This is a genomic window from Desulforamulus profundi (assembly GCF_002607855.1).
In genome coordinates, this window is sequence record NZ_AWQQ01000042.1 from 125,137 (window position 1) to 137,676 (window position 12,540).

The window sequence follows — 12,540 nt, forward strand, 5'->3', positions numbered from 1 at the left end:
ATTAGACTGTGATATACTGTCACCGTCAGGCCAATGTAAAAAGGCCGGGCCTGTTCAGGCAGCGGAGCTACCCGTGGGACTTCATCTGACCCTCAAAAGATGAGGTCTCCCGGGTTTTATTTTTACCATCTGAGGTATATCTAACAGGGGGGCTACCGATGGAAAACGTGAACGTACTGGATAAAAAGTTAAAAGTCGCACGCCTTTCTATCCTATCCAATACCTGTTTAACCACAGGTAAACTGGTGGTGGGTTTGAGCATGGGGTCGGTGGGGGTTATTTCCGAAGCCGTCCATTCCGGCTTAGATTTGATTGCCTCTTTTATTGCCTTTATGGCGGTTCGGCAATCCGGCAAACCGGCGGACGAAAACCACCCTTACGGCCACGGCAAGTTTGAAAACCTGGCCAGCATCGTCGAGGCGATACTGATCCTGGCTGCTGCTGTAGGGATCTTTCTCCAGGCGGTACCCAGAATTTTACACGGGGGCAGCGAAATTGAATCCCTGGGTTGGGGCGCGGCGGTCATGGTTATCTCGGCGGCGGCGAACTTTATCATCTCCAGAAAGCTGATGCAAGTCGGCAAAGAAACCGACTCACCGGCCCTGGTGGCGGACGGTTGGCACCTGCGGACGGATGTTTACACATCCCTGGGTGTCCTGGTGGGGTTGGGGGCCATTTATCTAACTGGTTATACCATCCTCGACCCGATCATCGGCATTGCCGTGGGTATTCTTATTGTGAAAGCCAGTTTTGATTTGATCCGGGAGTCCATGGGCGTTATGCTGGATGTAAGTTTGCCTTCGGAGGAAGAGGAGGTTATTAAGCGGGTACTGCTGAAGCACTCGAATCAGTTCCTGGAGTACCACGGTTTACGGACCCGCAAGTCCGGGCCTTATCGTTATGTGGACCTGCACCTGGTGGTTCCCAGGCACCTGCCGGTGGGTGCCGCCCATATACTCTGCGATCTTATCGAACAAGAAATTGAAGAAGCACTGCCCGGGGTTCAGGTATTAATACACTGTGAACCCTGTGAAGCAATAGAGGACCCTCAGGAAATAACTTGTACATCCTCCTCCTGTAACACCGGCGCCGGCTGCCCAAAGGGACGCTGCCCCAAAGACCATAAAACGGAATAAGCGGTCAAAAGGCTTTGGAATAATACGTTTGTTCAAAAATAGATCGCTGTATTGATATGGAACAAAAAAAAGAGGGGTTGCCCACGGAGAGGCAATCCCTCTTTCTGTCTATATTCCCTTAACTTCCCCGGGTTGAGATTCTGTTCTGATAACGTCTTTAAGTTCTGCCACCAGCATGCCGGTTAGGATCAGGAGGCAGCCCACCCACTGGCGGGCGGTGAGGATTTCTTCTGCCACCAGCCAACCTGTTGCCGCAGCGAAAACCGGTTCCATAATAAAGATGATGGCGGTATGGGTGGGAGATGTAAATCGCTGTACGGAATTTTGTATCAAGAAGGCCAGGGCGGTGGCAGGGATGGCCGTGATTAACAGACCCATCCAGACAGGCCTGGTAAAGTGGTCGGGCATGGTTTCCCAAAGGGCTCCGCAGCCCATGCTGATGACCGCCACCACACCGATTTGCAAGATGGCCAGCAGGACCGGATCATGACGGGGTGCGTAGCGTCCCACCAGGAGAATGTGCCCGGCGTAGGATAAGGCACAAAAGAAAACCAGTACATCACCGAAATTGACTGTCAGGTTATCTCCCAGGGAGAGCAGGGCCAGACCTACCGTGGCGCTGGTTACCCCCAGCAAAGCCGCAGGACCCGGCAGTTTTTTTGTGACAAGGGATGAAATAAGAGGCACCAGGACTACCGCCAGTCCCGTGATAAAACCTGCATTGGAAGCGGTGGTATACTGTAAGCCCACCGTTTGAAAAGCGTACCCGGCAAACAAAAAGGCACCGATGATTAAACCGGCCTTTGAGGTTTCCACATCCAAACGTGCAAATCTCTTCCAGTAAATAAGACCCAAAAAAGCAAAGGCAATGGCGAAACGGATGCCGATAAAATAATAGGGCCCAATGCCGGATAGGGCGTCTTGAACCACCACAAAGGTGACACCCCAGGCAAAGGTGACCGCCAGTAAAGCAAGATCCGCTTGAAGCTGCTGCATTTTTGACATTTCTCCTCGATCCACCTCCGCCGGCCGGCAAGCATTCCTGTATATTTTCTCACTCAAACCCCGGGCTGTCAATTTAGACACCCAAACCTTTTCAGATTTTCTAGAAATTTTAATTTTAGGTTAAGAAGGAATTTGACTGAATTAGGAGAATTAAATTTTTATGAATTGTAGTAAGTATTTATTCGCTGCTGCAGTTTTTTGCACCTGAGGTGCGGAATTATATTCTTTAATATTTTTTAAGGAGGAATTTTGTGAAGAAGGTTTTCAAATTTGCTATGCTGGCCGCAATGGTACTGGCCCTGGCAGTCAGCGCAGTGGGCTGCGGAGGCAGCCAGCCGAAGGAACAGGCCAAAGAACCCGCCAAGGATGCTGCTAAACCCAAATTAGTGGTAGGGTCCGACACCACCTTTGCTCCCTTTGAATTTACCGATCCGAAAACTGGCAAGTATATTGGCTTTGACGTGGAATTAATTCAGGCGATTGCTGACGAAGCCGGTTATGAACTGGATTTCCAAAGCATGGCCTTTGACGGCTTGATTGCCGCCCTGCAGGCCAATCAAATTAATGCTGCCATTTCTGCCATGACCATTACCCCGGAACGTGCAAAAGTAGTAGACTTCAGTGAGCCCTATTACAAATCGGGGCTGATTGTAGCCGTACAGACCAAAAACAATGATATTAAAGGTTTTGAGGATCTGAAAGGCAAGAAGATCGCCGTACAAAGCGGCACGACCGGCGCTATGCAGGCGGAAAAAGCCACTGACAAGGATAAGATCACTTACTTCACCAACACCGACCAGGCCCTGCTGGAACTGAAAAACGGCGGTGCAGATGCGGTGATCAACGACTATCCGGTTAGTGCTTACTTTATTCAACAGGGCAACAACGATGTGAAACTGGTGGGCGAGATTCTCTCCGCTGAAGAGTACGGTATCGCTGTTCCCAAGGGTCAAACCGAAACCCTGGAAAAGATTAACGCCGCTCTCAAAAAATTAAAAGAGAACGGAAAGTATGCTGAAATTTACAAGAAGTGGTTTGGCGAAGAACCGAAATAACTGTCGACTGACAAAACAATATGATGTACAATAATGTATGCGTAACATTTACTGTTACGCATATTTTGTGCGACTAGTTAATTAGGCAGGTGAAGGTATGGAACTCTTACAGATTTGGAAAGACGCTGTACCTTTTTTAATGGTAGGTTTAAAACTAACCATACAGCTTACCGTTTTAGCGGTATTATTTGGGTGTATTATCGGTTTATTTGTCGGCCTGGGTAAGATGAGCAAGATTCCACTTATTAAAATCCCTTCTGTTATTTATATTGAATTTTTTCGTGGCTCCCCGTTGCTGGTACAAATTTTCATGATATATTTTGGTCTTTCCCAGGTATTGGGTCATTCCGTTGATAAGTTTTGGTCCGCAGTGGCTGTACTGAGTTTAAACAGTGGAGCCTATTGTGCAGAAATTTTTCGTGCAGGTATCCAATCCATTGAGCGGGGCCAAATGGAGGCAGCCCGTTCCTTAGGTATGACCCATGTACAGGCCATGCGGTATGTCATTCTTCCCCAAGCCTTTAAACGGGTGATTCCGCCCCTGGGTAACGAGTTTATCGCCATGATGAAAGACACTTCCCTGGTATCGCTTATTGGCTTGGTCGAGTTGGCCCGGTCAGGACAACTTATTGTTTCTACCACGTATAATGCCTTTCAAGTTTGGTTCCTAGTTGCCATCTTTTATATTGTCATGACGGTAATTATTTCCGAATTCTTTGTCAACCGCATGGAGAGGAGGTTGCAGGCCGGTGATCGTAGCTAAAAACGTGCATAAAAGCTTTGGCCAGCTCCAGGTCCTCCGGGGTATTGATTTACAAGTAAAGGAACAGGAAGTGGTGGTTATTATCGGCCCCTCCGGTTCCGGGAAGAGTACTTTCCTGCGTTGCTTGAATTTACTGGAGGAACCAACCTCCGGGGAAATCACCATTGACGGCATGTGTTTGACGGACAAGACCTCCGATATCAATCAAATCCGCCAAAATGTGGGGATGGTGTTCCAGCGTTTTAACCTGTTCCCCCATAAGACCGCTTTGGAGAATATTACCCTGGCCCCCATCAAAGTAAAGGGTCTCACGGAAAATGAGGCCAACGCCATTGCCAGGGATTTGCTGGCCAAGGTAGGGCTGCAGGATAAGGAACCATCTTACCCGGACCAACTGTCCGGCGGACAGCAGCAGAGGGTGGCCATTGCCCGGGCCCTGGCCATGAAGCCCAAAGTGATGCTGTTTGACGAGCCCACTTCCGCCCTGGACCCTGAAATGGTTGGAGAGGTTCTGGCGGTCATGAAAGACCTGGCCCGGGACGGCATGACCATGGTGGTGGTAACCCACGAGATGGGCTTTGCCCGTGAAGTGGGCGACCGGGTGCTTTTTATCGACGAAGGAAGGGTGATCGAAGAAGGCACTCCGGAACAAATTTTTGGTAACCCCCAAAATGAGCGCACCAGATCTTTCTTAAACAAAATTCTATAATCACAACAGGAAACCCCACTTTTCCGGTGGGGTTTCCTGTTGTTGTATTTGATTTAATTGTTGTTCCAGGAGGCCAGGCGTGAATTAAAGTTCTCACCTCTAACCTGCCACCTCTCACTTCTCAAATCGCTTCCTTCATCAACTGCAGGTAGTCTTCACCTAATTTGGTTAAAGAGCAAATTTTGCTCTTGCCTTCGGAAGTAACTTCCACCAGGCCCAGGGCGAACAACTGCATCACCACGTGGTCCAAAACTGCCCGCTTCACCTTGGCGGTTAAGGACAGTTCTTCCTTATTCATCTTCCCTTCATCAATGAGGGCACGGAGAACTCTTTCCGCTTCCACAGGCAGCCTGTTGTTCACTTCCTTGAAATACTGTGACATGGTAAGTTCGGTCATACACTTGCAACCCCTTTACTTAAGAAGCTAGTTAATATTCTTCTAAAACAAATTATTGACAAAACTCCGTTGATTTATTCGTTAGTTTAGAAAAATTTTTATTGTACCTGACGAAATCCATTAGAAAAGGGGTTTTTCTTTACCTTGGGGGTTGACTGATTTATAATTTATACTATAATTTACCGAAATTGCCGGGGGACAGAAATGCGAAGTCAAAAGAAATGGCGTGTCAAAGCACCCAATCCTGCGTTGCAGCAGATCCTTTCAATAGAAGTGAGAATTTCAAAGATCCTCGCACAGTTGCTAATCAACCGGGGAATTTATACAGTGGACCAGGCCAGGGCTTTTTTAGGCAGCGAATTAGACGGCCTTTTCAGTCCCTGGTTGATGAAGGATATGGAGAAAGCCGTAGAGCGCATCCTGCTGGCCAGGCAAAGGGGTGAACAAATTCTGGTCTACGGCGATTATGATGTGGATGGTATTACCGGTACAACCTTACTGGTTTTAGCCCTGCGCAAACTGGGCTGCCGGTTGGATTATTTTATACCGCACCGGCTAGAAGAGGGATACGGTCTTAACAAGGAAGCGCTGGAAAGGGCGGCGAACCAGGGGGTTGCCCTGGTGGTCACGGTCGATTGCGGCATCAGTGGCGCCAGTGAGATTGAAGCAGCCAGAGAATGGGGACTGGATGTAATCATTACCGACCACCACGAACCGCCGGAGTACCTGCCTGCAGCGATGGCGGTTTTGGACCCCAAAAGGCCGGACTGTGCCTATCCCTTTAAGGAGTTGGCCGGGGTGGGTGTTGCCCTGAAATTGATTCAGGGTATCTATGAACAGGTCGGGTTGGAGCAGAGAGAGTGGGAAGAATATTTGGATTTGGTTTGCCTGGGGACGGTAGCGGATATTGTTCCCTCCAGGGAGAAAATCGCATTTTGGTTAAACACGGCTTAAATAAAATCGCCCGCACCGAACGCCCCGGCCTGCAGGCATTGATCAAAGTCAGCGGCATTAAAAACGAAAGTTTGGGCACCCGCGAACTGGGTTATGGTCTGGCTCCCAAGTTGAATGCGGCAGGCAGAATGGGGGATGCCGCTTTAGGCGTGGAGCTCCTGCTGGCTATAGACCCCCTGCGGGCAGAGCAGATGGCAGAGGCATTAAATAAAGGAAACCAGGAAAGACAGCAGGTGGAGTCAAAGGTCCTGTCGGAGGCCCTGGCCCTGGTGGAAGCAGACCCGGCAATAGCGGGTGACAAGGTGCTGGTTCTGGCATCGGAGAACTGGCATCCCGGGGTCATTGGTATTGTGGCCTCCCGGCTGGTAGACCGCTTTTACCGCCCGGTTTTTATAATCAGCATTGAAGAGGGGAAAGGAAAAGGTTCCGCCAGAAGTATACCGGGCTTTAATTTGTATCAGGCTATGGTTAGCTGCCAGGAACATTTGGATCAGTTTGGCGGGCACGCTATGGCTGCAGGATTCAGCATTCATGGAGATAAAATCAATGATTTTCGCAGGGCCGTCAACGGGTTGGCCAACGAAGTTTTAACCGAAGAACACCTGACACCGAACCTGGACCTGGATGCACTGGTGAATCTCACAGAGCTTTCCCTCGACACCGTACAGGAGCTAGGCCAACTCTCGCCCTTTGGGCACTGCAATCCAGGACCCATCCTGGGATGCTGTCAGGCAACGGTGATTCATTGCCGGGAAGTGGGGAAAAACGGCAGTCACCTGAAAATGCGGGTACGTGAAGATCAGGTGATTTTGGACGGGATCGGCTTTAACCTGGCCTCGTACAGTGAAATGCTGGCTACCCGTGATTCGGTGGACATGGCCTTTGTTCCTTCTATCAACTTTTGGAACGGTCGTTCTTCCGTACAACTGGAGGTAAAGGAGTTTAAAGAGGCGGGAGAAGTTACCCCCCGGGAGGATGGTTCAGGGAACTCCAGGGAAATGCAGGAATTTCTACAGAAAGCCCTGTGCCTGCCGGAAGAAAAAGTCATGGAAAGCCTGATTCCTTCAGGGATTTTGCAATGGTGCCAGGGCAATATGGGTGATAAAACCGGCAAAAGCAGAAACCGCTCTTGCATTCAATTGGAAGACCACAGGGACTGCCCGGACCGGGTGGCCCAGCTTCTGCAGGTGATTGCCCGCGGCGGCTCCAGCCTGGTAATGGTAGAGAGCGCTGCCCAGGCCCTTCAAATAGCCACGCTCTTAAGCACAAGGGAGTCCCCCTGGTGCCGGGAGGTGGCAGTATATCACCCCCTGTTAGGGGAAGCCGCAGTTAAACAACTGGCGGAACACTTAAAAGCAAACCGGGTGAAAGTGCTGGTTTCAACCGCCTTTGCACCGTTTACCGGGGTCGAGTTTAATCAAACCATTTTCTTCCACATTCCCTACCATCCCGGAGAATGTGATATGACCAACTGGGAGACCCGCCTGCTGGTTTTGCTGGGGGGAAAAGCCCAGGTCCTTGAAGCCCGGGAGTATGTCCAGGCAATGGCGCCGGACCGGGAAGCTCTGGCGGAGTTATTTAAGCGTCTCAGGTTGAAGATGGATCACCAGGGCAAAGGGCAAGCCGGTATACGGGAATTATGCCAGTGTTTAAGGAGTTTCTGCCCCCGGGCCGCCGGCAATACTGTAGAAATCGGTTTCAACATCTTCCGGGAACTGGGACTTATAGAATACAGCAAACAGGGAAATAATTTTCTCTTTAAAATAAATCTAAACGTTAGGTCCGATCTGCAAAATTCCGCTACCTACCAGCGGGTCCTACATAGCAAAGAAGAATGCTTGGGCTTCCAGCAGGACTACCTGTCATCCACAACGGAACAATTATTACAGCTATTCAGCAGAAGCTATTGAGGAGGAACAGCCATGGATTTAGCCAGTAAAGTAAGAGTAATTAAGGATTTTCCCAAACCTGGCATTAATTTCAGGGACATTACCACCCTGCTGCAGGATGCCGAAGCTTTTAAAAAGACTGTGGACGCACTGGTGGAGTTATGCAAAGATATGCAGGTAGACGTTGTTGCATGTCCTGAAGCCAGGGGCTTTGTGCTGGGTGCACCGCTGGCCTATGCCCTGGGCAAAGGGGTGGTGCTCCTTAGAAAACCCGGTAAACTGCCGGGCAGAACGGTTTGCTACAACTATGAGCTGGAATACGGGTCGGATGCCCTGGAAGTCCACGAGGGGGCCATCCAGGCTGGTCAGAAGGTGCTTTTGGTGGATGATGTATTGGCCACTGGTGGAACGGTGGCAGCAGCGGTGGAGTTGGTGAAGAAATCCGGCGGCGAGGTTGCCGGCATTGCTTTCCTGATTGAATTGCTGGGACTGGGCGCCAGAGAAAAACTCGGCGACTACCCGGTTGTCACTTTACTGCAGTTGGAAGCGTAAAGAAAAATATTCAGGGGGTAGGAGGTGAAGCATGTCTTCACTGTTTGAACTGGAACAAAAGGTCTTGCTTTATAACCCTTCGGCGGACATTGCTTTCCTCCGTAAGGCCTATAATTTTGCGGAAAATGCCCACCAGGGCCAGAAGCGCATCTCCGGCGAGGACTATATCATTCACCCGCTGGCCATCGCCATTATTCTGGCGGAACTGCAGCTGGATATGCAGACTGTGGCAGCAGGGCTGCTGCACGATGTGGTGGAAGACACGGGCATTACCCTGACGGATATCGAGAACAACTTTGGCCCGGAAGTGGCAAGCATGGTGGATGGTGTCACCAAACTGGGCAAACTGCAGTTTCAGACCAAAGAGGAGCGGCAGGCCGAAAACCTTCGTAAAATGTTTCTGGCCATGGCCAAGGATATCCGGGTTATTTTAATCAAACTGGCGGACCGGCTGCATAATTTGCGGACCCTCCAATTTCAGTCCGAGCGGAAACAAAAGGAAGTGGCGGAAGAGACCCTGCACTTTTTTGCCCCCATGGCCCACCGTCTGGGGATTTATAAAATCAAATGGGAACTGGAAGACCTGTCCTTTCGCTATCTAGAGCCGGAACAATACCAGCGTATGAAGGTGCAAATAGCAAAATCCAGGGCCAAGCGGGAGGAATACGTTCAGGAGGTCATCAAGGAACTGGCGGCAAAACTGGCCGCTGTCAATATAAAAGCGGAAATCCAGGGCAGGCCGAAGAACCTGTATTCTATTTACCAGAAGATGGTGGAACAGCAAAAGGAATTAAAGGATATTTTTGATGTACAGGCAGTACGGGTATTGGTAAACTCTGTAAAAGACTGTTATGGCGCCCTGGGTATTGCCCATACTCTTTGGAAGCCCATTCCAGGGCGTTTCAAAGATTACATCGCCATGCCCAAGTCCAATATGTACCAATCCCTGCACACTACGGTCATCGGCCCAAACGGTGAACCGGTGGAAATTCAAATCCGGACCTGGGATATGCACAGGGTTGCGGAATACGGCATTGCGGCCCACTGGCGGTATAAAGAGGGAAGCCAGGATGAGAAGGATTTTGATAAAAAGCTGGCCTGGATTCGCCAGATGCTGGATGCCCAGCATGAGGCCCGGGATGCCAAAGAATTCATGGAAAATCTCAAAATAGATTTGTTCTCCCAGTCCGTCTTTGTTTTTACTCCCAAGGGCGATGTCATGGAACTGCCCGCCGGCGCCGTACCCCTGGATTTTGCCTACCGCATTCATACCGACGTAGGACACCGGACGGTAGGGGCAAAAGTAAACGGGCGCATCGTCCCCCTGGACTACAAACTGAAAAACGGCAACATTATAGAAATCATTACCTCCAAGGCCAGCAGCGGGCCCAGCAGGGACTGGATGAACATCGTGAAGACTCCCCAGGCCAAAAACCGCATTCGGCAGTGGTTTAAGAAAGAAAGGCGGGACGAGAACATCGCCCGGGGCCGGGATGCCATTGAACGCGAGGCCCGCAAACAAGGCCTGGACCTGGAGTTGGTCCGGGGTGAAAAGCTGCAGGAATACGCCAGGAGAGTGGTCCAATCAACCGTAGACGATTTGTATGCCGCCATCGGGGATGGGCAGATGATCCCCAGTCAGGTAGTCACTAAGATCCGGGAAGAGTACCGCACGGAAAAGGAACGCCGCCCGCTGGCCGAGGAAATGATGAAGAAGGCCGAAGGCAAGGCAGCGGAATGGGGAAAGCCCACCCAGGGCATTCGGGTAAAGGGGATTGACAATTTATTAATCCGCCTGGCCCATTGCTGTAACCCCGTGCCCGGCGACCCCATCGTGGGTTATATCACCCGGGGCAGAGGGGTTTCCATCCACCGGGCGGACTGTGCAAACATACAGCCGATCCAGAATGACGAACCGGAGAGGGTTGTGGAGGTGGCCTGGGATAAAGACTTCCAGTCCCCCTTCCAGGTAAAACTGGAGATTACCGGTCTCGACCGGGCCGGTTTCCTCAACGAGATACTCAACGTGCTGCTGGATCTGAAAATCAATGCCAGCCGGGTGAACGCCCGCTCCCGCAAGGACCAGGTGGCCACCATTGAACTGGCCCTCCAGGTCCGCAACACCGAGCAGCTGGAATACTTGATAAACAAAATCAAAAAGGTAAAAGATACCTACGGGGTGCGGAGGATGTCCACGGGGTAGTTGTTTAATCTGGCCATCAGCATCGGCCCTCAGCCGTCAGCTTTTGGGGTTAGTTTTTTCGCTGAGGTTTCCTATTAAGTTCAGGCCGTTGTTATCCCAAGTTTTATTATATACAACAAATGTCGAATAGTTTTTCTGATATAAACCCATTGGTAGGGTCCTGGTAAAGCACCATAATTACCCGATGGCTGATGGCCGATGGCTGATGGCTGATGGCTGAAATGGAGGTTAACATAATGCGTGCTGTGGTCCAGCGAGTGCAGCGAGGTTCGGTAACGGTAAACAATGAAGTGGTCGGCAAGATCGGCCACGGCCTGGTAGTTTTGCTGGGGGTGGGGCAGGGAGATACGACGGATGATGCCCGTTACCTGGCGGACAAGATCTGCCAACTGCGGATTTTTGATGACCAGCAGGGGAAATTAAACCTCTCCGTACAGGATGTGGGAGGTAGTATACTGGCCATATCCCAGTTCACCCTTTACGGAGATTGTCGTAAGGGGCGGCGGCCCAGCTATTCGGATGCGGCCCCGCCGGAAGCGGCCAGGGAACTTTACCAGGTCTTTGTGCAGCGACTGGTATGCAACGGCCTGACCACCGCCACCGGTGTTTTTCAGGAGCATATGGTGGTGGAAATTATTAATGACGGTCCGGTTACACTATTACTGGACAGCCGTAAGGCATTTTAATAATCTAAGTGGAGGATGGTTCCTTTGATCATTGAAACATTGCCGGTGGGCAATTTAGAGGCAAACTGTTATATCATCGGTTGTGAGGAAACCCGCAAGGCCGCCGTGGTAGACCCCGGTGACGAAGCCGGGCACATTTTAGACAGGCTGGCCAAACTGAAATTAGAGGTTGCTGCCATTGTCCTGACCCATGGCCATGCCGATCACATCGGGGCGGTGGGGGACATGAAAAAAGCCACTGGCGCACCGGTGATGATTCATTCCCAGGACAGCGAAATGCTGACCAACCCGGCCCGCAACCTGTCCGCCTGGTTAGGAGAGCAGCTGGCCTTTAAACCCGCCGACAGTCTGCTGGAAGAAGGCGACACCATCCAGGCGGGAAATGTTGCCCTGGAGGTGATCCATACCCCCGGTCATACCCTGGGCAGCATCTGCCTCAAGGTGGGGAAAGACCTGTTCACCGGAGACACCCTTTTTGCCCAGTCCATCGGACGCAGCGATTTTCCGGGGGGCAGCCATACCACATTGATCAACTCGATCAAAAGCAAGTTGCTGGTACTGCCTGAAGACACAAAAGTTTACCCGGGGCACGGTTTAACTTCAACCATAGGCAACGAGAAACGACATAACCCCTTTTTATAATGACGAACGCCACAGATAAGCTGATAAACGGGCCTCACCTACCGGGATGGAAACATTCGGAAAGGGGGTGGGGCGGCATGATCACTATAAACGATACCGTGCAGATCGTAATAGCAATCTTGCTCCTTATATCCCTCGTTATCCAACTAACGCACCTAAAAACTTATGTAAAACTAATCAAATATACTGATTATTAATCATACTGTGCTATAATAGCAACAGAGGTGGTTAATAATGGGAAAGTATCTAACAGCAAAAGAGGTTAAAGAATTATACAATTTGCACATCAGCACCCTTCATAGGTGGTCAAAAGAGGGGATTATACACCCGATAAAAACTGCTGGCGGTCATCGTCGGTATGACGAAAGCGAACTGCTTGCTGTTATGGGTAAAACTGTAGAAATTAAAGGAAATCGTTGTGCTATATATGCCAGAGTTTCTACTAAAAAACAGGCTGACAACGGGAACTTAATCCGACAATTGGAGCGATTGCAAGGAATCGCCAAGCGCAGGAAATATGTTGTAGTTGCAGAGTATCAGGAAGTTGCC

General features: G+C 50.5%; 13 protein-coding genes. 11 read left to right on the forward strand and 2 right to left on the reverse strand.

Annotated features, from left to right (window positions below):
* The first annotated feature begins 158 nt into the window (after positions 1–158).
* Positions 159–1,136 (forward strand): cation diffusion facilitator family transporter, encoded by a 978-nt coding sequence (locus tag P378_RS06710; protein WP_099082700.1) that lies wholly within the window; start codon positions 159–161, stop codon positions 1,134–1,136.
* A gap of 108 nt (positions 1,137–1,244) precedes the next feature.
* Here the strand turns inward: P378_RS06710 and P378_RS06715 are convergent, their stop codons facing one another.
* Positions 1,245–2,141 (reverse strand): DMT family transporter, encoded by an 897-nt coding sequence (locus P378_RS06715; protein ID WP_099082701.1) that lies wholly within the window; start codon positions 2,139–2,141, stop codon positions 1,245–1,247.
* Between the two features lie 251 nt (positions 2,142–2,392).
* Here P378_RS06715 and P378_RS06720 point away from each other — a divergent pair, with 251 nt between their 5' ends.
* From P378_RS06720 to P378_RS06730, 3 genes are all read left to right on the forward strand, one after another.
* Positions 2,393–3,196: a basic amino acid ABC transporter substrate-binding protein gene (locus P378_RS06720; protein WP_099082702.1), complete on the forward strand. Its 804-nt coding sequence runs from the start codon at positions 2,393–2,395 to the stop codon at positions 3,194–3,196.
* 97 nt (positions 3,197–3,293) lie between these two features.
* A complete protein-coding gene (locus tag P378_RS06725; protein WP_099082703.1) occupies positions 3,294–3,959 on the forward strand; it encodes an amino acid ABC transporter permease in 666 nt (221 codons plus the stop codon).
* On the forward strand, positions 3,946–4,668 hold the full coding sequence (locus tag P378_RS06730) for an amino acid ABC transporter ATP-binding protein (protein ID WP_099082704.1): 723 nt from the start codon (positions 3,946–3,948) through the stop codon (positions 4,666–4,668). Before P378_RS06725 ends, P378_RS06730 begins: the two co-directional genes overlap by 14 nt.
* Positions 4,669–4,789: 121 nt before the next feature.
* Here P378_RS06730 and P378_RS06735 read toward each other — a convergent pair whose 3' ends face one another.
* The gene (locus P378_RS06735) at positions 4,790–5,065 is read right to left on the reverse strand and encodes a transcriptional regulator (RefSeq protein ID WP_099082705.1); all 276 of its coding nucleotides are present in this window, start codon (positions 5,063–5,065) and stop codon (positions 4,790–4,792) included.
* A gap of 204 nt (positions 5,066–5,269) precedes the next feature.
* Between P378_RS06735 and P378_RS21245 the strand changes: the two genes are divergently transcribed.
* The 7 genes from P378_RS21245 to P378_RS06765 all read left to right on the forward strand — a co-directional run.
* Positions 5,270–6,019 (forward strand): single-stranded-DNA-specific exonuclease RecJ, encoded by a 750-nt coding sequence (locus P378_RS21245; protein WP_238472978.1) that lies wholly within the window; start codon positions 5,270–5,272, stop codon positions 6,017–6,019.
* Entirely contained in the window at positions 6,001–7,929 is a 1,929-nt protein-coding gene (locus tag P378_RS06740) for a single-stranded-DNA-specific exonuclease RecJ (RefSeq protein WP_238472979.1), read from the forward strand. Before P378_RS21245 ends, P378_RS06740 begins: the two co-directional genes overlap by 19 nt.
* A 12-nt stretch (positions 7,930–7,941) precedes the next feature.
* Positions 7,942–8,460 (forward strand): adenine phosphoribosyltransferase, encoded by a 519-nt coding sequence (locus P378_RS06745; RefSeq protein WP_099082706.1) that lies wholly within the window; start codon positions 7,942–7,944, stop codon positions 8,458–8,460.
* Between the two features lie 31 nt (positions 8,461–8,491).
* On the forward strand, positions 8,492–10,663 hold the full coding sequence (locus P378_RS06750; protein WP_099082707.1) for a RelA/SpoT family protein: 2,172 nt from the start codon (positions 8,492–8,494) through the stop codon (positions 10,661–10,663).
* 236 nt (positions 10,664–10,899) lie between these two features.
* Positions 10,900–11,349, forward strand: a complete 450-nt coding sequence (dtd, locus tag P378_RS06755; protein ID WP_099082708.1) for a D-aminoacyl-tRNA deacylase — start codon at positions 10,900–10,902, stop codon at positions 11,347–11,349.
* Positions 11,350–11,373: 24 nt separating this feature from the next.
* Positions 11,374–11,991: an MBL fold metallo-hydrolase gene (locus P378_RS06760; RefSeq protein WP_099082709.1), complete on the forward strand. Its 618-nt coding sequence runs from the start codon at positions 11,374–11,376 to the stop codon at positions 11,989–11,991.
* Between the two features lie 234 nt (positions 11,992–12,225).
* The coding region (locus P378_RS06765; RefSeq protein WP_143338425.1) for a MerR family DNA-binding transcriptional regulator at positions 12,226–12,540 on the forward strand (315 nt) is incomplete at its 3' end.